This window comes from Bradyrhizobium yuanmingense (assembly GCF_025200905.1).
Lineage (GTDB): Bacteria > Pseudomonadota > Alphaproteobacteria > Rhizobiales > Xanthobacteraceae > Bradyrhizobium > Bradyrhizobium yuanmingense.
This window is the reverse complement of the sequence record NZ_CP104173.1, coordinates 3,042,109-3,062,025: the sequence shown is the minus strand read 5'-3', so window position 1 is coordinate 3,062,025 and position 19,917 is coordinate 3,042,109. Positions and strand designations below refer to the sequence as shown.

The 19,917-nt window shown below is 63.8% G+C and carries 20 protein-coding genes; 10 read left to right on the top strand and 10 right to left on the bottom strand.

Annotated elements, in window-relative coordinates; genetic code table 11:
- Nucleotides 1-61 precede the first annotated feature (61 nt).
- On the bottom strand, nt 62-499 hold the full coding sequence (locus tag N2605_RS14155; RefSeq protein ID WP_260347119.1) for a nuclear transport factor 2 family protein: 438 nt from the start codon (nt 497-499) through the stop codon (nt 62-64).
- 214 nt (nt 500-713) lie between these two features.
- Nucleotides 714-2,312: a glutamine-hydrolyzing GMP synthase gene (gene guaA, locus N2605_RS14150; RefSeq protein WP_036000981.1), complete on the bottom strand. Its 1,599-nt coding sequence runs from the start codon at nt 2,310-2,312 to the stop codon at nt 714-716.
- A gap of 260 nt (nt 2,313-2,572) precedes the next feature.
- On the opposite strand from guaA, the gene N2605_RS14145 reads away from it, so the two are divergent.
- Nucleotides 2,573-2,905: a DHCW motif cupin fold protein gene (locus N2605_RS14145; protein WP_036000985.1), complete on the top strand. Its 333-nt coding sequence runs from the start codon at nt 2,573-2,575 to the stop codon at nt 2,903-2,905.
- 263 nt (nt 2,906-3,168) lie between these two features.
- Nucleotides 3,169-3,378 (top strand): cold-shock protein, encoded by a 210-nt coding sequence (locus N2605_RS14140; protein ID WP_008141931.1) that lies wholly within the window; start codon nt 3,169-3,171, stop codon nt 3,376-3,378.
- A gap of 205 nt (nt 3,379-3,583) precedes the next feature.
- Here N2605_RS14140 and N2605_RS14135 read toward each other — a convergent pair whose 3' ends face one another.
- Nucleotides 3,584-4,885: an RsmB/NOP family class I SAM-dependent RNA methyltransferase gene (locus N2605_RS14135; protein WP_260347118.1), complete on the bottom strand. Its 1,302-nt coding sequence runs from the start codon at nt 4,883-4,885 to the stop codon at nt 3,584-3,586.
- A gap of 28 nt (nt 4,886-4,913) precedes the next feature.
- The gene (locus N2605_RS14130; protein ID WP_260347117.1) at nt 4,914-5,336 is read right to left on the bottom strand and encodes an MAPEG family protein; all 423 of its coding nucleotides are present in this window, start codon (nt 5,334-5,336) and stop codon (nt 4,914-4,916) included.
- Between the two features lie 153 nt (nt 5,337-5,489).
- On the opposite strand from N2605_RS14130, the gene N2605_RS14125 reads away from it, so the two are divergent.
- The 3 genes from N2605_RS14125 (at nt 5,490) to N2605_RS14115 (ending at nt 7,749) form a co-directional block, all read left to right on the top strand.
- On the top strand, nt 5,490-6,104 hold the full coding sequence (locus tag N2605_RS14125; RefSeq protein ID WP_225155895.1) for an acriflavin resistance protein: 615 nt from the start codon (nt 5,490-5,492) through the stop codon (nt 6,102-6,104).
- A gap of 69 nt (nt 6,105-6,173) precedes the next feature.
- Nucleotides 6,174-7,016, top strand: coding sequence for a metallophosphoesterase family protein (locus N2605_RS14120; RefSeq protein ID WP_260347116.1), 843 nt, complete (start codon nt 6,174-6,176; stop codon nt 7,014-7,016).
- A gap of 202 nt (nt 7,017-7,218) precedes the next feature.
- Complete coding sequence (locus N2605_RS14115; protein WP_050995857.1) at nt 7,219-7,749, top strand: DUF992 domain-containing protein; 531 nt, start codon at nt 7,219-7,221, stop codon at nt 7,747-7,749.
- A gap of 18 nt (nt 7,750-7,767) precedes the next feature.
- Here N2605_RS14115 and N2605_RS14110 read toward each other — a convergent pair whose 3' ends face one another.
- Nucleotides 7,768-8,709 carry an alpha/beta fold hydrolase gene (locus N2605_RS14110; protein WP_260347115.1) on the bottom strand — a complete coding sequence of 314 codons (942 nt, stop codon included), beginning with the start codon at nt 8,707-8,709 and terminating at the stop codon, nt 7,768-7,770.
- 230 nt (nt 8,710-8,939) lie between these two features.
- Here N2605_RS14110 and N2605_RS14105 point away from each other — a divergent pair, with 230 nt between their 5' ends.
- Nucleotides 8,940-9,536 (top strand): phasin family protein, encoded by a 597-nt coding sequence (locus N2605_RS14105; RefSeq protein ID WP_036001015.1) that lies wholly within the window; start codon nt 8,940-8,942, stop codon nt 9,534-9,536.
- Between the two features lie 174 nt (nt 9,537-9,710).
- On the opposite strand, the gene N2605_RS14100 is transcribed toward N2605_RS14105, so the two are convergent.
- The 3 genes from N2605_RS14100 to N2605_RS14090 form a co-directional block, all read right to left on the bottom strand.
- Nucleotides 9,711-10,004: a hypothetical protein gene (locus N2605_RS14100; RefSeq protein ID WP_225125753.1), complete on the bottom strand. Its 294-nt coding sequence runs from the start codon at nt 10,002-10,004 to the stop codon at nt 9,711-9,713.
- 257 nt (nt 10,005-10,261) lie between these two features.
- Nucleotides 10,262-11,284 carry an NADP-dependent oxidoreductase gene (locus N2605_RS14095; protein ID WP_225185901.1) on the bottom strand — a complete coding sequence of 341 codons (1,023 nt, stop codon included), beginning with the start codon at nt 11,282-11,284 and terminating at the stop codon, nt 10,262-10,264.
- A 186-nt stretch (nt 11,285-11,470) separates the two neighbouring features.
- A complete protein-coding gene (locus N2605_RS14090) occupies nt 11,471-13,036 on the bottom strand; it encodes a winged helix-turn-helix domain-containing protein (protein ID WP_225185900.1) in 1,566 nt (521 codons plus the stop codon).
- A 195-nt stretch (nt 13,037-13,231) separates the two neighbouring features.
- On the opposite strand from N2605_RS14090, the gene N2605_RS14085 reads away from it, so the two are divergent.
- From N2605_RS14085 to N2605_RS14075, 3 genes are read left to right on the top strand one after another with little or no spacing between them, the layout of a single operon-like run.
- The gene (locus N2605_RS14085) at nt 13,232-14,002 is read left to right on the top strand and encodes an SDR family oxidoreductase (RefSeq protein ID WP_225185899.1); all 771 of its coding nucleotides are present in this window, start codon (nt 13,232-13,234) and stop codon (nt 14,000-14,002) included.
- Nucleotides 13,999-14,820 carry an alpha/beta fold hydrolase gene (locus N2605_RS14080; protein WP_036022549.1) on the top strand — a complete coding sequence of 274 codons (822 nt, stop codon included), beginning with the start codon at nt 13,999-14,001 and terminating at the stop codon, nt 14,818-14,820. Before N2605_RS14085 ends, N2605_RS14080 begins: the two co-directional genes overlap by 4 nt.
- 47 nt (nt 14,821-14,867) lie before the next feature.
- Nucleotides 14,868-15,515 (top strand): HD domain-containing protein, encoded by a 648-nt coding sequence (locus N2605_RS14075; RefSeq protein WP_036001024.1) that lies wholly within the window; start codon nt 14,868-14,870, stop codon nt 15,513-15,515.
- A gap of 129 nt (nt 15,516-15,644) precedes the next feature.
- Here the strand turns inward: N2605_RS14075 and guaB are convergent, their stop codons facing one another.
- Entirely contained in the window at nt 15,645-17,138 is a 1,494-nt protein-coding gene (gene guaB / locus N2605_RS14070) for an IMP dehydrogenase (RefSeq protein ID WP_109144053.1), read from the bottom strand.
- A gap of 453 nt (nt 17,139-17,591) precedes the next feature.
- Between guaB and N2605_RS14065 the strand changes: the two genes are divergently transcribed.
- Nucleotides 17,592-19,082, top strand: coding sequence for an MDR family MFS transporter (locus N2605_RS14065; RefSeq protein ID WP_225141541.1), 1,491 nt, complete (start codon nt 17,592-17,594; stop codon nt 19,080-19,082).
- Between the two features lie 148 nt (nt 19,083-19,230).
- Here N2605_RS14065 and N2605_RS14060 read toward each other — a convergent pair whose 3' ends face one another.
- Complete coding sequence (locus tag N2605_RS14060) at nt 19,231-19,917, bottom strand: RlmE family RNA methyltransferase (RefSeq protein ID WP_036022539.1); 687 nt, start codon at nt 19,915-19,917, stop codon at nt 19,231-19,233.

Sequence of the window (19,917 nt, the reverse complement as noted above, 5' to 3'; positions counted from 1 at the left end):
CTACCCCGCGCACGGCCTGCAACGGACGAGTTGCGGTTGACGCGCTGCCGTTGGGCAAGCCTCACACGAGGCCATTGTCCTTGAGCAGTTGAACTTCATCACCCGTAATCCAGCCGAAAACCTTCAGCAGCCCATCATTCTGCTCAAGCAGATAGGCATTGGTAAAAGGCACATCGATACGCCTGCCATCTTTCTCGAACTCGCTGCTCCAGCCCACGTGGACGAGGCAATGTGTTTCATCGATCGAATGCATCTCGATCTCGGAGACGGTGACCGCCTTGTTTCCGATCTGACGGTAGCGCTCGTATCCTTTTGAAATCCGCTCGACAAAAGCGTGATCGTTGTCCCCTGCCATGACACCCTTTGGTCCTGCAGCGATATATTGGGTGGAAAAAAGCGAACGGAAAAACTCCTCATCAAGAGTACCGTCCAAGCCATCTCTGAAGGCTTGGGCATATCGTTCAAAGAACTGTTCCACTTCGCTTGTCGAGATGGTCATTCGCAGCTCCTCCTTCGACCTCGAGAAAGTGTTGCCAGATCCGCCGCAAGCTGATGGTCCGCTACCTATCGATCTTGGCAAAGATGGACCCTGTGCCAGCGACGCGAGTCTTGCCGGCGCTCGCAAGCACCAGCTTGAAAACGAAGAAGCCCGCATCTCTGCGGGCGGTCCAGGGTTTCACCTTTCTGGTTTCGGGCCGTGCCAACCAACCAGATCACTCCCACTCGATCGTCCCAGGCGGCTTGCTCGTCACATCATACACCACGCGGTTCACGCCCTTCACCTCGTTGATGATGCGCGTCGCGGTCTCCCCTAAGAACTTCATGTCGAACTGGTAGAAGTCCGCGGTCATTCCGTCGGTCGAGGTCACCGCGCGCAGGCCAACGACGTAATCGTAAGTGCGGCCGTCGCCCATGACGCCGACGGTCTTTACCGGGAGCAGCACCGCAAAAGCCTGCCAGATCTCGTCGTAGAGGCCGTGCTTGCGGATCTGGTCGATGTAGACGGCGTCGGCCTTGCGCAGGATGTCGAGCTTGTCCCGGGTGATGTCGCCGGGGCAGCGGATGGCGAGGCCCGGGCCCGGGAACGGGTGGCGACCGACGAAGATTTCGGGCAGGCCGAGCTCACGGCCGAGCTTGCGCACCTCGTCCTTGAACAGCTCGCGCAGGGGCTCGACGAGCTTCATGTTCATGCGCTCAGGAAGGCCGCCGACATTGTGGTGCGACTTGATGGTGACGGAAGGTCCGCCGGTGAAGGAGACGCTCTCGATCACATCAGGATAGAGCGTGCCTTGCGCCAGGAAATCGGCGCCGCCGATCTTCTTGGCCTCAGCCTCGAACACCTCGATGAAGAGGCGGCCGATGGTCTTGCGCTTGGCTTCGGGGTCGGTGACGCCCTCGAGCTCGCCGAGGAATTGCTTGGAAGCGTCCACGTGGACGAGCGGGATGTTGTAGTGGTGGCGGAAGAGGTCGACGACCTGCTCGGCCTCGTTGAGGCGCATCAAGCCGTGATCGACGAACACACACGTCAGCTGGTCGCCAATGGCCTCGTGGATCAGGACGGCCGCCACGGCCGAATCGACGCCGCCAGAGAGGCCGCAGATCACCCTGCCCTTGCCGACCTGCTGGCGGATCTTTGCGATCTCCTCCTCGCGGAAGGCGCGCATGGTCCAGTCGCCGGTGAGGCCGGCGATCTTGCGCACGAAATTGCGGATGAGCTTGGCGCCGTCGGGCGTGTGCACCACCTCGGGGTGGAACATCAGGCCGTAATATTTGCGCTTCTCGTCCTGGATGATTGCGAAGGGCGCGTTCGGCGAGGTGCCGGCGACGGAGAAGCCCGGCGGCATCCTGGTGATGCGGTCGCCATGGCTCATCCAGACCTGGTTCTTGCTGCCTGACGACCAGACATCGGCGAACAGCTGGCTCTCGGCCTTCACCTCGACATCGGCGCGGCCGAATTCGCGGTGATGGCCGCCCTCGACCTCGCCCCCTAACTGGGCCGCCATGGTCATCTGGCCGTAGCAGATGCCCATCACCGGCACGCCGGAATCGAAGATGAGTTGCGGGGCGCGGGGTGAGCCGGCTTCATGCACCGACTCGGGGCCGCCGGAGAGGATCACCGCTTTCGGCTTCATCTCCTCGAAGGCGGCTTCCGCCTTGTTGAACGGGACGATCTCGCAATAGACGCCGTCCTCGCGCACGCGACGCGCGATCAGCTGCGTCACCTGGCTGCCGAAGTCGACGATGAGAATCTTGTCGTGCGCCGAGGCCACCGAGGGCGTCGACGCGGAGCGGTCGTTCTGTGCTGCTGTCATGGCCAGCCAATACGCTGGCGGCGCGCGGGCCGCAACCGCGGTGGTGGAGCGCCCACATGCTTCTTTGGGCATGGACACGAGGCGCTTAGGTAAGTAACATTTACCTAATTTGGTCAACGCAAACGTCGTCGCAACGCTAACGAGCGCTCCAAGAAAAAGCGGCCACATCGGGGCGACGATCAACGCCTCGCGCCCGCAATGACGGAGGCAACAGCGTGCGCTAACAAAAGCAGCGCCGGCTCCGAGACAGGATCGCCCCCATGAAACTCCCCACCTCCCCCTTCACCGTCACCGACTGGAGCAAGGTTGAGCCGACCACGCATCCCGGCGAGAGTGGCGAGGCCACATGGCGCACGCTCAACATCGGCGAACTCCGCGTGCGGATGGTGGAGTACTCGCCGGGCTATCTCGCCGATCACTGGTGCGATCGCGGCCACGTGCTCTACGTGCTGAAGGGCGAGCTCGACTCTGAGTTGCGCGACGGGCGCAAATTCAAGCTCACGGCGGGGATGAGCTACCAGGTATCGGACTTCGGCGACGCCGCGCACCGGTCCTCGACGACGACGGGGGCGACGCTCTTCATCGTAGACTGAAGCGCGCCGACGGTTAATTTGCACCGCGAAATAGCAAAGTGGCGGGACGTTTCGGGCCACGGGTGGTGCCTTGAAGTGGCCCCAAATTCTCGCTATATTGTGATCATCGATACTTGGCCGAACGACTGGGCCGCTTCGCTTCGTTGCTGACGGGCGCGCACGCTTCAGATGAATTCTCCAAACATCGACTCATCAGGGACTATGGGCGCAATGCTGCGTACCGGTCTGCGTGCGTACCTCTCTAACTAAACAAGGAAATTCCCATGGCTATGGGCACCGTGAAGTGGTTCAACACCCAAAAGGGTTATGGTTTCATCCAGCCGGATGACGGCCAGAAGGACGTATTCGTTCACATCAGCGCCGTCGAGCGCGCTGGCCTCTCCTCCCTCAACGAGGGTCAGAAGGTCTCGTTCGACATCGTCGCCGACCGCCGCAGCGGCAAGTCGTCGGCTGACAATCTCCGCGTCGGCTAACGCCCTCGCACCGTTCTGACCGCGGACGTACCGGCAGAACGTTGGAACTCGAAAGCCCCGCGACCGGGATCGGTCTGCGGGGCTTTTGTTTTGATGTCATTCCGGGGCGCCCGCAGGGCGAACCCGGAACCCATGGACCCGCGGAGACCCGCCGCACGATGGATTCCGGGCTCGCGCTACGCGCGCCCCGGAATGACAACGTCGATCAGCCGGTCTTTTTCAGCACCGACACGAAAAACCCATCCGTCCCGGTCCGGCGCGGCGTCATCAGCCAGCCCTCGGCTGACTGCAGCGCAGCCTCGCCAAAGGCTTCCGCCTTGTCCCAGAGCACGCTTGCGGTCTGCTCGGGCGGGACAACCGAGAACTCGCCATGTCGGCCGACGAACGCCCTCACCTGCTCGCCGTTCTCCTCCGCCAGCACCGAGCAGGTGATGTAGGCGATGCGGCCGCCCGGCTTGACCAGCGGAACCGCGCGCTCCAGCACCTCGGCCTGGTCACGCAGGCGGATCTCCAGCGCACCGGGGCGCATCCGCCATTTGGCATCGGGGTTGCGGCGCCAGGTGCCGGTTCCGGTGCAGGGCGCGTCGATCACGACGAGGTCGGCGGTGCTGCGGATGTCGGCAAGCGAATCGGCCTCGCCCTTGGGCGTGCGGATTTCGGCGTTGTGGACGCCGGCGCGCGACAGCCGCTCATGGATCGGCGCGAGCTGGCGCTTGTCGCGGTCGGTCGCGATCAGCCGGCCCTTGCCCTGCATCAGGGCGGCCAGCGCCAGCGTCTTGCCGCCGGCGCCGGCGCAGAGATCGATCACCTGCTCGCCGGGTTTTGCCGCGGTGAACTGGGCCGCAAGCTGCGATCCCTCATCCTGCACTTCAATCGCGCCCTTGATGAAATCCTCTTCCGCCTGGATGCCGGGGTTGCGCGCATCGGCCGAAAGCTCGATGCGCAGGCCGGTTGCGGACCAGGGCGTCGGTTTTGCATGAAGATGAGAAAGCGCCTTCAGCGCCTTGTCGCGGTTGGATTTTAGCGTGTTGACGCGCAGGTCCAGCGGCGCCCGGCTCGCCATCGCGGCCGCCTCCGCGGCGCGATCCTCGCCGAACACTTTTGCAAGGTGCGGGTCGAGCCATTCCGGGTAGTCGCCGGCTACGGCGGCAGGTGCGTCCTGGAGGGAGCGCGAGGCGAGCGCAGCCTGCTCGGCCTCGGTCAGCGGCGCCGGCGCAAAGCGGCTGCCGTCGAACAAGGCGCCCATGGTCGCCGTGTCCATGTTGCGCTCGAGGCGGAGCATGCCGATCAGCCGGGCCCGTGCGGTATCGGAATGCATCAGCCAGGCGCTCGAGGCGTAGCGGCGCAGCACATCCCAGACGAGGCCGGCGATGGCGGCGCGGTCGCCGGAACCGGCGAAGCGGTGCGCGGTGCCCCACTCCTTCAGCGCCTTCGCCGCGGGCACGCGGTCCCTCTCGATGGTGTCGATCAGTTCGATGGCTGCGGACAGCCGGGCAGCGGGGGTCATTTGGGTTCTTTCAAGTGGTGCGCAGCGCCTAGATCAGCAGCAAAAGCTTCAGCGCGAAGTAAATCCACATCGCGAGCAGCACCAGCACGCCGGCGAGCCAGACCGTGGAGCGGCGGCCGAGATCGTTGGAGGAAACGAACACGCCGGCATGGGCAAAGCGCGTCACCACGAACACCCAGGACATCAGCACGATGAAGAGATCGGCGCGGCGCAAGGGCAATGCCAGCGCGATCAGGACGTAAAACAGCACCGGCAGCTCGAACTGGTTGCGGTAGCAATTGGCGATTTGTGTGGCGCCCTTCGGCCAGTTCGGTTCGCCGAGCGCAATGTCGCGGATCTTGGTTTCGCCGGAGACCAGGGTCTTGCGGCGCGCCACGACCATGCCGATCAGCAGCCCGAAGGTGAGAGCGACCTGCACGAAGACCGGCAGCAGGACCATTTGAACGGACATCGGAACTTTCCCGGGAGGCGAAATGCCGCCGACGTCATTAGCCGCGACTTTTGGCGCTGACAATGAACGACTTGAACCGGCATTCCCGCTTCCCCGACCAACCCCAGATTGTTGAAGCGATTTCGGCCCCTTGGGCCCCGAGGCGAGCCAGCCATGAATTCCTTGTCCAGCTTGTTCAGCGAAGCCGCCGCGGGCCAGCTCGGCCTCCTGATGTCGGCACTGTCGGGGATCGCGGCAGCGCTCGCGGTCGCGTTGGCCATGACGGTCTACTTCCGCCTGAGCTATCGGACCTGGCGGGACGTCGCCCGGCATGGCCTGGCGACCTTGGCCGCGCTCGCGCTGTTCGCCTTTGCCGCCTACGACATGCGTCACGCGGCGCTCGCCTATCTCGGTCTCAACCCCTCCAAGCCCGCCGTCGAGTTCGAGATCCGCATGCCCCGGGAGATGCTGGCGGCGGTGGGCGACAGCCAGATCGAGCTGCACACCGACCGCAACCAGACATTGGCGCTGGTGGACGGCGTGCGCGACCTCTCGGACGGCCGGGCCGTGCTGCGCGGCGCAGTGGTGCTCAACCACCGCACGGCCGATCGCGTTCTGGTCGTGAACCTCTCAGGCAAGGGCGTCTTCGAGTTCCGCCTCCGCCTGCCGGCCGAGCCGCATCGCTCCGGCCAGTTCGGCCCCTGGCACCTCGCCGACCGCATCGCTTCCCCGCTCGCCGCTGCCGTCGCCCCGCAGGACGGCTACAGCATCCGCTATCGCGTGCTTTAAACTTTGTTCGTTGCGATCCATGCCCGGCCCGTCATCGTTCCGACGCGCGGCGACGGGTAGGATGATCGCATGCCCGAATTTCGTCTCACGCAGATTTCCGACACCCATCTCGGCCGGCGCTTTCCCGGCCTGATCGCCAACTTCCATCGCATCAGCGAGCACATCGGCGCCGGCAGACCCGATCTCGTCGTCAACACCGGCGACGTCTCATTCGACGGGCAGACCAGCCGCGACGACCTTGAATTCGCGAAAGGCCTGCACGACGCCCTGCCGGTCACCTGCCGCTATCTCCCCGGCAATCACGATATCGGGGACAATCCGACCGCGATCGGGCCGGCGCCGAAGCCGCCGGTCAGCGAGACCCACCGCCGGCAGTTCTGCGACATCATCGGCGAAGACCATTGGTCGTTCGAGGCCGCAGGCTGGTGCTTCATCGGCCTCAATTCGCTGGTGATGAATTCGGGCCTCGCCTTCGAGGCCGAGCAGTTCGACTGGCTGTCTGGCGAGATCGCGCGCACGAACGGCAAGCCGATCGCGCTGTTCCTGCACAAGCCGCTGTTTCTCAACCTGCCAGACGATCCCGAGACGCCGGAGACGTCGATCCGCTACGTGCCGCAGCCGGCGCGGGCGCGGCTGATCGAGATGTTCGGCAAGGTCGACCTGCGTCTCATCGCCAGCGGACACGTGCACCAGCGCCGCGACTTCACCTTCCGCCACACCCGCCACGTCTGGGCGCCGTCAGCGGGCTTCGTCATCAACGATCAGCGCCAGGACCGGATCGCGATCAAGGAAGTCGGCCTGGTCGAATACCGCTTCCAGGCCGACAGTCTCGAGGTCCGCCACATCAGGGCGGCCGGCCAGGTCGATGTCGATATCGAGGAGCTGCTCATCCAGATGGGCGACGGGCACTGATAAAATCGGCTGCGTGCAGTAGGCGCGCTTGATGTCCGCCTGTCACTCAACACCTAGCGCAGAACCGGACACGCGTGCTCCACATCCCGACCCCGTAAGCGAGGCCTGTCTCGTGGTTCTGGAGCTTCGGCTTGCGACCAACAGGAACATCGCTGGCTCCGCGCGCATTGAAGGACGATCAGACTACGTCGATGGAGGCCCCATGACCAGGACAACGCTGAATGAAGCGAGGCTGACCAATTTGGCCACGGCTTGCGCGGCCTTGGCACTCGTCCTCACGATGGTTCCGGCAACGGCGCAGGAGGCTGGGCGCTCGAGAGTCGGCACACTCACGTGCAACATATCGCCCGGAGTCGGCATGATTGTTGCGGGACAACGGCAGCTGAGCTGCATCTATGCATCGGCACGAGGCAGGGCGCGCGAGGCTTACGAAGGCACCGTCAGCACGCTTGGTCTGGACATAGGAGCCACGTCCGGCGGTCAGCTCGTTTGGACCGTGTTTGCGCCAACGACAGTTCGCCGGGCAGCCTTGGCCGGAACTTATGCGGGCGCGACCGCCGGCGGCACTGTCGGCGCCGGAGTTGGTGCCAACCTCCTGGTGGGCGGCTCGGATCGTACGATTGCCTTGCAGCCGGTGTCCGTCCAGGCGCAGACAGGTGTGAACGTCGCAGCAGGCATATCAAGAATGGAATTGCGGCCGGTTGCTGCGCCTGCACGCGGCAAGGCCCAGTGACGGCCGTCGCTGCCGATCTCAGGAGTTCGTCATTGAGTTGACGACCTCCACGATGGCGGCGGGGTCTGCGTACGTGACCATATGCCCGGCATTTGGAACAAGGTGAAGATCGGACCGAGGCAGTGCTTGATGTAAATCCTGCGCTTGTCTGAATTCGATCACTTGGTCCTCTGTTCCGTGGAATATCTGCACTCGCTCGCCGATGGCTGGATAATAAGCTTGGAATTGTGTTGCAGTTGGAATGAGGAGTGCACTTTCCTCCGCAGCCGCCCTCAACTGTGCGGGTCTGAGCACCAAAGACGCTGGAAATTCATTCCTGAACGTCTGCGGGACAGAACGGGGCGCAAAGATCTTGCGAAAAGCTCCTGGCAAGACGGCCCACGAAACGATCGGCGCGACAGTGTAACTGACCAGGTCGCCCAGGACCGGTATGGCTGGACCTGACATCAGCCACACGTCCAATCGGCCGGTCGGGAAATAGTACCCTGACGCAAGCACAAGACCCTGGGTCGGATAATCCTTTCGCACGGCGAGAGCGATAGCGACCAAGGCGCCCCAAGAATGGCCGAGCACAACCGGATTGCGGATTCCAAGTTGATTGAGCGCCTTGGCCAACAGAGCGGCTTGAGCTGCCGCGGTCCATATTCGGAGCCGCGGCCGCTGACTATAGCCAAAGCCTGGGCGATCGAAGCACACCACGCGATTGGTGCGGGCAAGAAGATCGACCAGACCGCTGATCGTGAAGTCCTGGATCATGGATCCGTTGCCATGGAGCAGCACGACGCAAGGAGCGGCCGGATCCCCTCGATCGACATAGTGGAGCACTACGCCGTCGCATTCGAGGAACTTGCCGATTGGTGGGTTCCTCCACTCGGCCAGTTTGGAGAAGCCGATGTTACCGACGATGAGAAGCGCCAATAACAAGGCAGCGATGAGCAACACGGTTTCAGCGGTGGTCATTACTGACCCTTGATGATCGAGGGTATGAACATGAGACCCGCGGTGCCAAGCAAGTGAACCAATCCATGGAGTAATTGGAAGTTGAAGCGCTCGTTCCTGCGCGCGATCGCGGAGGATTGATTAAAAATCACGTGCCCCGGAACGGTCCAGAAATGCCCACGTTGGCCGCTAAGGATCGCACCTGTGACGGAGAGGATCCGACGTCACCAACAATAATCAAGGAGCAACAGATGGCTAATCCACGCCAGGAGGAAAAGTCTACGCAAAGCCCTGAGGACACAATGCGCCGCGCCGCCGAAAGGACCGCTGAGCAAACCAGACGGATCGGCTTAGCTACCGCTGAGGCCAGCGAGGAGGTGGCCCAAGCCAGCAGTCACCTGCTGCAACAGAATGCCGAGATGTTGCAAAACAGTTGGCGCTTCGGCGTCGACATGGCCACTGTGATGTTGGGCCGGTCTGCTGATCAGCTTGGTCGCACGTTCGGTGTGACGGGCAATGAAACGGAGCAGGCAACAGAACGATCGGTCCGCAACGCTGAAGCAATCATGTACTCTACAACCGCGGTCGTCAAAGGAATGAACGGCGTCTCACGCGAGTACTTCGATTTCGTTCGACAGCAGATCGAGAGGACCATGGACCGTATGAATGAACTCTGGCGCTGCCGAACTCCGCAGGATTTGGCGGCTGTGCAGACCGATCTGATGCGCGATTCGATCAGAAGCGCCCTCGATACCAGCCGCCGGATGGCGGACATGTCTTTGAAGGTCGCTGACGATGCAGGAAACCATATTACTCAGAGTATCGAACGCATGCGGCACGCCGCCTAAAGCGCGATGCGACTAAGATGAATCGTCATCGCGCTTTGGGTTACTGTTTGAGCATGAGCTTTTCGGAAAACCGCTACCCACTTTTCCAAATCATGCTGTAGCGGGCTGTCACAGCCATGGCGCACATGTGCGGCTGAACCTCAGCCGCTCTTGTGTTGCGGCCTCGCGGAAGACTCAAGCCACGCTTTTGAGATCCTGCTGGATCGCGGCGAGCAGCGATTGCAGCGCGGCGCTGTTCACCGGCTTGGCCTCGGTGCTGGCTGGCTGGGCAGCGGGGCGCTGCGCAGCTTTCACGGGACGCTTCGGGAATGGCGGAGGCGCAGGCATTGCGGCCGGGGCGAATTCGCCCTCGTCCTCGGCGTGAACGAACTTGCCATGGATGACGTCGTCGCGACGGCCCATGATGAACATGGTCGCCCAATAGCCGACGGCCAGGAGGATGACGCAGAAAATACCAATCTCTAACATCGCAGCACCTAAAATATGCGCGATGATTCAATGCCTTCGTCCGGCCGTCAATGAACAGGCGGTCACACCCGCGGCTTTTGCGGGCAGGTGTGACCATTTGGTGACTCTTTCTTAACTATCCCCACGCGGCGTGTGGCCGCGGGGCCACGTGAGTCCCATTCCCTGTCGCCTAAAGCGCGATAAATGCGCTCGCGCTTTAGGTTGTTGTTTGGGCATGATCTTTCCGGAAAACCGCTTCGCACTTTTCCGGAGCATGCCTAGGCCTTGTCCGGCCCGACCCGGACCAGCTGCTTGCCGAAATTGGCCCCCTTCAGCAGGCCTATGAAGGCGCCGGGGGCGCTTTCCAGGCCCTCGGTGACGAACTCCTTGTACTTGACCTTGCCGTCGCGAACCCAGCCGGACATGTCGCGCAGGAAGTCTCCGTGGCGGGCGGCGAAGTCGGAGACGATGAAGCCGCGGAAGGTCAGCCGCTTGGTCAGCGTGGCGCGCATCAGGCTGGCGGCCCATTTCGGCGGCTTGGCCTCGGTGTCGTTGTAATGGGCGATCAGGCCGCACACCGGCACGCGCGCAAACGGGTTGAGCAGCGGGAACACCGCCTCGAACACGGCACCGCCCACATTTTCGAAATAGACGTCGATACCCCCAGGGCAGGCGTCCTTCAGCTTGGCGGCGAGAGCGGGATCGCGATGATCGATGCAGGCATCGAAGCCGAGCTCCTTCATCACGTAGTCGCACTTGTCCTTGCCGCCGGCGATGCCGACCGCACGGGCGCCCTTGATCTTGGCGATCTGCCCCACCGCCGAGCCGACCGCGCCGGAGGCACCGGCAACGACGACGGTCTCGCCCTGTTGCGGCTTGCCGATGTCGAGCAGGCCCGTATAGGCGGTCATGCCGGGCATGCCGAGCACACCGATCGAGGTCGAGATCGGCCCGAGCTTGGGGTCCACCTTAATCAGGCCCTTGCCGTTCGAGATCGCATGAGTCTGCCAGCCGGAGCGGATGCGCACGATGTCGCCGACCGCGAAATCAGGATTGTTTGAGGCCGCGACCTCGCTGACCGCCTCGCCTTCCATCACGCCGCCGACCGGCACCGGAGCTGCGTAGGACGGCCCTTCGCTCATGCGCCCGCGCATATAGGGATCGAGCGACAGCCAGATCGTGCGCAGCAGGACTTCGCCCTGCCCTGGCGTCGGAACGGCGAATTCCTCCAGGCGAAAATCAGACGGCTTGGGTTCGCCGACGGGACGCGCGGCGAGAACGATGCGTTTGGCTTGGGCCATGGCTTCCTCCTTTTGTCTTTCGATACGGACGGAAGCGGAGGCAGCGAGGCGCGTCAACACAAAAGCGGTGAGCGGTTGGCCCCTCGGAGCCGAGGGCGCGTCGGCGTCTAATCAAGGCCTATCGCCGATCAAGCCTGTTCAGATCTGTTGTCGCCGTTTCCAGCACTTGTGCCGACACGGCGTCCTTCATTCGGGTAGCCCGGCCATCCGCATGCCCTCCGAGGCGAGCGCGAAATCCTGCGGGCGGCGGACAAGCAGCCAATCGTCCAAAACGCCGACCCGTAAAGTCGGATCCAGCCTGCGGACGTGGGCCATCGCTTCACGGGCTTCGTCCATCCGCCCGGCCAGCGCGTGGCTCGCCGCCATGAAGGCGGCCACCCGCAGGACGTTCGGCATCTGCCGCGATGCCCGCTGCAGTGACGCCACCGCCTCGTCGAAGCGGCGGCAATACAGATGTCCCATCGCGATCCCGGTCTGCATCTGAAATATCTCGGGGTCGAGCGGGCTGAGCCGCATGGCGCGATTGAAATAGTCGATCGCGCTGTCGTGTTCGCCCATCGAGATTCGTTGATACCCGCCGAGATACCAGATCGTCGACGAATTCGGATTGAGCACCAGCGCGCGGTCTACATGGGCGACGCAGGTGTCCAGATCGCCGCCGAAATGGGGCCATGCGTGGCCGCCACGGCACAATGCAACTGCGTCGTTCTTGTTCAGCGTCACCGCGCGCTGGCACAACCGCGCCGCCTCGGCGCCATCGGCGGCGCGGTCTGCGAGCCAGCGATTCATCTTGCGCCAGTAAAAGCACCACGCCGCCATGCCATAAGCCGCAGCAAAGTCCGGATCGCGATCGATCGCCCCGTAGAACAGTGGCAACGCCGCATCGATTCCGTCGCGGGTCGCGGTGTGGAATTGCGCCAGCCCGCGGAGATAATAGTCGTAGGCATCGAGGCTTTCGGTCGGCTTGCGCTTGGCGCGTTCGATTTCGGCGAGCTCAAGCTGCGGCGCAATCGCGCCGACGACGCTGGCGGTGATCTGGTCCTGCAGTTCGAAGATGTCGTCCATCGCGCTCTCGAACCGCTCAGCCCACAGATGAGCGCCGGTAGAGGCGTCGATCAATTGTCCGGTGATGCGCACGCGGCCAGCGGAGCGGCGCACGCTGCCTTCCAGGACGTAGCGCACGCCCAGTTCGCGGCCAATTTGCTTCACATCGACCGCGCGGCCCTTGTAGGTGAAGCTGGAATTGCGGGCGATCACGAACAGCCAGCGGATTCGCGACAGACCGAAGATGATGTCTTCGACGACGCCGTCGGCGAAGTAGTCCTGAGCGGGGTCCCCGCTCAGGTTCAGAAACGGCAGCACTGCGATCGAGGGCCGGTCGGGCAGGTCGAGCGCGGCAACCGGCTTCTCCGCCGACGGCACGATCGCGATGCGCTGATCGCCCGCTACGTGCACCTCGCCGACGAAGCGGAACCCCTTGCGCGGAACGGTTCGAATCAGCCGCTGTCCCTCTCCACTGTCTTCCAGCGCCCTGCGCACAGCGTTGATGTGGCTGGCCAGCGTCGATTCCGAGACGATCCGCCCGCCCCAGACCCTGTCGAACAGATCATTCTTGCTGACGACGTGGCCGCGGTTGCGCACCAGATACAGCAGCAGATCGAAAGCCTGCGGCGTGAGGCTGACCGCCTCGGAGTCCCGCCGCAACTCCCGCCGGTCCTCATCGAGGACATAGGCTTCGAAGGTGAACCGCACCACAAAGACCCTGATTGGAACCCGAGCGGCATCCCGCTCTCGGCGCACCCCAGCCGAGGCTGCTGCGCCCTGTTTGGACGAAACTCCAAGTAGATTTCAAGCGAAAACCAAGGGCGCTGCACGTCCATACCAAGGTCTTGGGCCGGATTCCGGCGCATCCTGCCGCATCTGGAGCGAACGAGACGCGAGGGCACAATGAAGATCGTGGTGATCGGCGGCAGCGGCCTGATCGGAAGCAATGTGGTGCGCAGGCTTCAGGCCAAAGGCCACCAGGTGGTCGCGGCCTCGCCCTCCTCCGGCGTCAACACATTGACCCGCGAGGGCCTCGCCGAAGCAGTCGACGGTGCACAAGTCGTAATCGACGTCTCGAATTCGCCCGCCTTCGACGACAAGAACGCGATGGATTTTTTCCGGACCTCGGGCCGCAACCTGCTGGCGGCCGAAACCGCCGCCGAGGTGAAGCATCATCTCGCGCTGTCGGTGGTGGGTACCGACCGACTGCAGACGAGCGGCTATTTTCGCGCAAAGCTTGTGCAAGAGGAGCTCATCCAAGCATCAAGCCTTCCATACACCATCCTGCGCGCGACCCAGTTCTTCGAATTCATCGACGCGATCATCGCAGGCGGCGCCGAGGGCGACGTGATCCGGCTGTCGCCTGCGCATCTCCAGCCCGTCGCTGCCGACGACGTCGCGGCCACACTGACCGAATTGGCGCTTGGTCCGCCTCGCAACCGCATAATCGAGATCGCTGGTCCCGAAAGGCGTGGCCTCGATGAGTTTGCACAGCAGGTTCTGGCCGCCAGGGGCGACACACGCCGAGTGATCCCCGATATCCGGGCGGACTATTTCGGCCTGCCCCTGAACGATCAGTCGCTGACGCCGGGCGACGAGCCACAGCTCGGGCGGACCCGGCTCGCCGACTGGCTCCACAACCCTCTCCTCACCCCAAAGGACGCAAAACGATGAGCACGATCACCACCAAGGACGGCACCGAGATCTATTACAAGGACTGGGGCCAAGGCCCCGTCGTGACCTTCTCGCACGGCTGGCCGCTGAATGCAGACGCCTGGGACGGCCAGATGCTGTTCCTTGCCCAGCACGGCTTTCGCGTCGTCGCGCACGACCGGCGCGGTCATGGTCGCTCCAGCCAGGCCTCGGAGCACAACGACATGAACGGCTATGCGGACGATCTCGCCGCGGTGATCGAAGCGCTTGATTTACGCGACGCCACGCTGATCGGCCATTCCACCGGCGGTGGCGAGGTCGCACGCTATATCGGCCGCCATGGTACCGGTCGCGTCGCCAAGGCGGTACTGATCGCGGCGGTGCCGCCGATCATGCTGAAGACCGAAGCCAACCCGGAGGGACTTCCGATCGAGGTGTTCGACGCCATTCGTGCAGGCGTCGCCGGCGACCGGTCGCAATACTACAAGGATCTGGCGATTGCCTTCTACGGCGCAAACCGGCCTGGTGCAAAAGTCTCGCAGGGCACGCTCGACCAGTTTTGGCTGTGGAGCATGCAGGCAGGCGCCAAGAATGCCTATGAGAGTGTCAAAGCCTTTTCGGAAACTGATTTCACCGAGGATCTGAAGAAGTTCGATGTGCCGACCCTAGTCCTGCACGGCGAGGACGACCAGATCGTGCCGGTCAAGGACTCCGCGCGCAAATCGGCGAAGCTCATCAAGGGCGCCAAAGACGTCTACTACCCGGGGGCCCCGCACGGCCTGACGGCCACCCATCAGGATCAGATCAACGCCGAGCTGCTGAAATTCATCCGGAGCTAGCGATCTCGTTCACCTGAATTGCAGATCTCAACGAGAAAGACAGCAGCATGGACAAACCTGCCCACCGCACCCTCGCGGGCGTCGTCGTTCCCGACGCTCCCATAGTCGATGCCGCAATCGAACATGCGCGGCAGCACTGCGCGCCGTATCTGTTCAACCACGTCGTCCGCTCGTGGCTGTTCGCGGCAAGGCTCGGACAATTGCAGAACGTGGTGCACGATGAGGAGGTGCTCGCGGTCGGCACCCTGCTGCACGACATCACGCTGAATGAAAGCTTCGCCGGACCGCGCCGCTTCGAGGTCGAAGGCGCGGACCAGGCGCGGCACTTTGCCGCCGAGCGCGGCTTCGACCGGCGCCGCGCCCAGCTGATCTGGGACAGCGTCGCGCTGAACTCGACCCCGTCGATCGCTCTCTACAAAGAGAGCGAGGTTGCACTCGCCACAGCCGGCATCTGCTTCGACGTCATCGGGCTGCAATACGACGTCATTCCCGCCGCCGAAGTGTCGCGGATCGTCGCCGAATTCCCGCGAATGCAGATCAAGCGGCAATTCCGCCGCTGCTTCTGCCATATTGCAAGCACCAGGCCGGAAACAAGCTACGACAATTTCATCCGGGATTTCGGCGAACGCTTTGTCGAAGGATACAGCGCGCCTTCGGTGGTTGATCTGGTGGATGCAGCGCCATTCGCCGAGTAGGATTGCATCTCAACCTTACCTGAGCGACAGCGACGACGAGCTTATCCGAAATCCGGTCGCGGGCCGCTCCGATCGAATTAAGCACGGCAGTATCTTATCGCGCGCAAAACGCGCGCGCGACCGAAGCGCCTAACCCCCGCCCGGATAGTTCGGGCTCTCGCGCGTGATGGTGACGTCGTGGACGTGGCTTTCGCGCAAGCCCGCACCGGTGATGCGGACGAACTGGGCCTTGTCGTGCAGCTCCTTCATGTCGCGTGCGCCGACATAGCCCATCGCGGCGCGCAAGCCGCCGGCGAGCTGGTGCATGACGTTGCCGACCGGGCCCTTGTAGGGCACCTGCCCCTCGATGCCCTCGGGCACGAGCTTGAGCGTGTCCTTGATGTCCTGCTGGAAGTAGCGGTCGGCAGATCCCCGCGCCATCGCGCCGACCGAGCCCATGCCGCGATAGGCCTTGTAGGAACGGCCCTGCCACAAAAACACTTCGCCGGGCGTCTCGTCGGTGCCGGCGAGCAGCGAGCCGACCATGGCAATGTCGGCGCCGGCCGCGAGCGCTTTCGCAAGGTCGCCGGAAAATTTGATGCCGCCATCGGCGATGACGGGGATGTCGGCCTTCTTCGCCGCTTCGACCGCATCCATGATCGCGGTGAGCTGGGGCACGCCGACGCCGGCGACGATGCGCGTGGTGCAGATCGAGCCCGGGCCGATGCCGACCTTGATGCAATCCGCGCCCGCATCGATCAGCGCCTGCGCGCCTTCCGTGGTGGCAACGTTGCCGGCGACGACCTGCACCGAATTGGACAGGCGCTTGATGCGGTTCACCGCCTGCAGCACGTGACGGGAATGGCCGTGCGCGGTGTCGACGACGACAAGGTCGACGCCGGCATCGATCAGCCGCTCGGTGCGCTCGAATCCGGTATCGCCGACCGTGGTGGCGGCAGCGACGCGAAGACGCCCCTGCCCGTCCTTGCAGGCGAGCGGATGAGCAACCGCCTTCTCCATGTCCTTCACGGTGATGAGCCCGACGCAGCGATATTGATCGTCGACCACCAGCAGCTTCTCGATGCGGTGCTGGTGCAGCATCCGCCGCGCCTCATCCTGGTTGACATTCTCACGGACCGTGACGAGCCCTTCACGGGTCATCAGCTCGGAGACTTTTTGCCGGCGGTCGGTGGCAAAGCGCACGTCGCGGTTGGTGAGGATGCCGACCAGCTTGCCGGGCGTGTTCTTGCCGGCGCCGGTGACGACGGGAATGCCGGAGATGCCGTGATCGCTCATCAGCTTGAGCGCGTCGTCGAGCGTGGCGTCGGGGCTGATGGTGAGCGGGTTCACCACCATGCCGGACTCGTAGCGCTTGACCTGCCGCACCTGGGCGGCCTGCCCTTCGGGATCGAAATTGCGGTGGATGACGCCAAGGCCGCCGGCCTGCGCCATGGCGATCGCCATGCGGGCCTCGGTGACGGTGTCCATGGCCGAGGCCATGATCGGGATGTTGAGCGGAATGGCGCGGGTGACGCGAGAGCGAATGTCGACCTCGCCCGGCATGACGTCGGACAGGCCCGGCTTCAACAGCACGTCGTCGAACGTAAAGGCTTCGCGGATGCCCTGAAGTTGCACCGTGGCCATCTGCCAACTCCTTCCTGCGGCCCTGCCGCAAATGGTAATGGATGAGCGCCGCCCTCGGCGTCCCTTGCGGCAACGCCTTGAGAATCGGAGCCCATCGGTGGGGTTGACGCGGGTCGATAGCACGGCCGCGTGACGAATCAAAGCAATTCGGGCCGCTGGCCAGCCATGCACAGGGGTTTTTTGGTCGATTCAGCGGGGTTGGGCTCGGTACGCCGTCCCTCCACCGGTCATTCCGGGGCGCGACGAAGTCGCGAGCCCGGAATCCATCGCGCAGCGGATGCTGCGGTCCGATGGATTCCGGCTTCGCGCCAAGTGGGCGCGCCCCGGAATGACGAAAGACGGTCACACCGTTGTTACGCGGGATTTAGGTGCCATGCATGGATCCGCAATGGTCGGCGGCGGACGGCGGTGATAAGCCGCAACTCCACTCCTCCTTCCGATTTCATTGCCCTCATGGTCGACAAGCAACGCGTCATTCCGCTGATCGTGGCCACGGCTCTCTTTATGGAGAACATGGATTCGACCGTGATCGCCACCTCGCTGCCGGCGATTGCGGCCGACATCGGCACCAGCCCGCTGACGCTGAAGCTCGCGATCACCTCCTATCTGCTGTCGCTCGCGGTGTTCATTCCGGCGAGCGGCTGGACCGCCGACCGGTTTGGCGCGCGGATGGTGTTCGCGATCGCCGTCGGCGTGTTCATGGTCGGCTCGGTCGGCTGCGCGCTCTCGACCTCGGTCACCGACTTCGTGTTCGCGCGCATCCTGCAAGGCATGGGCGGCGCCATGATGACGCCGGTCGGGCGCCTCGTGCTGCTGCGTTCGGTCGATAAGAGCGCGCTGGTCAACGCCATGGCTTGGGTGACGGTCCCTGCCCTGATCGGTCCCGTGATCGGCCCGCCGCTCGGCGGCTTCATCACGACCTATGCGTCCTGGCACTGGATCTTCCTGATCAACATCCCGATCGGGCTGCTCGGGATCTTCATGGCGCTGAAGTACATCGACCCGATCAAGAGCGAGGAACGCGAGCCGTTCGATCTCTACGGCATGGTGCTCTCTGGGCTGGGGCTCGCAGGCATCGCCTTCGGCCTTTCCGTCGCCGGCCTCAACCTGCTGCCGTGGAGCACCGTCGCCGCGTTGATCGTGGGCGGTGCGATCTCGATGACGCTCTACGTCATCCATGCGCGGCGGACCGGATCGCCGGTGCTGGACTTCTCGCTCCTGAAGCTGCCGACGCTGCGCGCCGCCGTGTTCGGCGGCTTCCTGTTCCGGCTTGGCATCGGCGCGCTGCCGTTCCTGCTGCCGCTCCTGATGCAGATCGGCTTCGGCCTGTCGCCGTTCCATTCCGGCCTCGTCACCTTTGCCTCCTCGCTCGGGGCGATGGGCATGAAGACGCTGGCGGCGCGCATCATCCGCACCTTCGGCTTCCGCAATTTGATGACGGTGAACGCGATCGTCAGCGCGTTCTTTCTCGGCGTCTGCGCGCTGTTCACGGTGACGACGCCGCTGCTCATCATCATGGTGATCCTGGTGGTCGGCGGCTTCTTCCGCTCGCTGCAGTTCACCGCGATCAACACGGTCGCCTATGCCGACGTCGAGACCGCGCAAATGAGCCGCGCCACAACCCTCGTCAGCGTCAACCAGCAGCTCGCGATCTCGGCCGGCGTCGCCGTCGGCGCGGCCTGTGTCGAGACGACGATGTGGTTCAGCCACGTCAGCGAGCTCAACGCCACGGTGTTCGCGCCCGCCTTCGTCGTGGTGGCGCTGACCTCGGCGGCCTCGAGCTGGTTCTTCTGGCAGATGCCCGCGGACGCAGGCCACGAGATTTCGGGGCGCAAGGCGGTGGAGATCGCGAGCCGCAAGGGCGCCGGCAAGGGCGCAGAGAAGGCCGCGGTCAAGGCGGCGTCCGAGGATACGCAGGACGTGCGGGATCAGCGGCTGGGGTGAATACCTCCTCGGTCATTCCGGGGCGATGCGCAGCATCGAACTATGATGCGCAATTGCGCATCTGAGAATCCATCGCACCGCGGAACGCGTCGAGACATGGATTCCGGGCTCGCCTCTTCGAGGCGCCCCGGAATGACGGAGTGCGAGGCTACGCCGCTCCCCCGCCGCGAAATCCCGTCGCCAGCACGTAGCGTTCCGAGGAATCCTGCCGGCTCGCCGCCGGCTTGACGTGACGCACGGTGGCGAAGTCGCGCTTGAGCTGGGCCAGCAGCTCAGCGTCGGCGCCGCTCTGGAACGTTTTCGCCAGGAACGTGCCGCCGGGTTTGAGCACGTCGCAGGCAAAGGCCGCCGCCGTCTCGACCAGGCCGACGATGCGGAGCTGGTCGGTCTTGCGGTGGCCGGTGGTGTTGGCGGCCATGTCGGACATCACGACGTCGGCCTTGCCGCCCAGCATCGCGGTGAGCTTCTCCGGCGCGTCGTTGTCCATGAAGTCGAGCTGCGCGAAATCCACGCCCGGAATCTCGGGCATCTCCAACAGATCGATGGCGACGACCTTGCCCTTGCCTTCCAATGATCCGACGCGCTTTGCTGCGATCTGGCTCCAGCCGCCGGGCGCCGCGCCGAGATCGACCACGGCCATGCCAGGCTTCAGAAGCCGGAACTTGTCGTCGATCTCCAGCAGCTTGAACGCGGCGCGGGAGCGATAGCCCGCCGCCTTGGCTTTGGCGACGTAGGGATCGTTGAGCTGCCGCTCCAGCCACAGCTTCGACGACAATTTGCGCTTGCCGCCGGTCTTGACCTGAACGTGCAAGCGGCCGGTAGTGTCCTTGGCCAT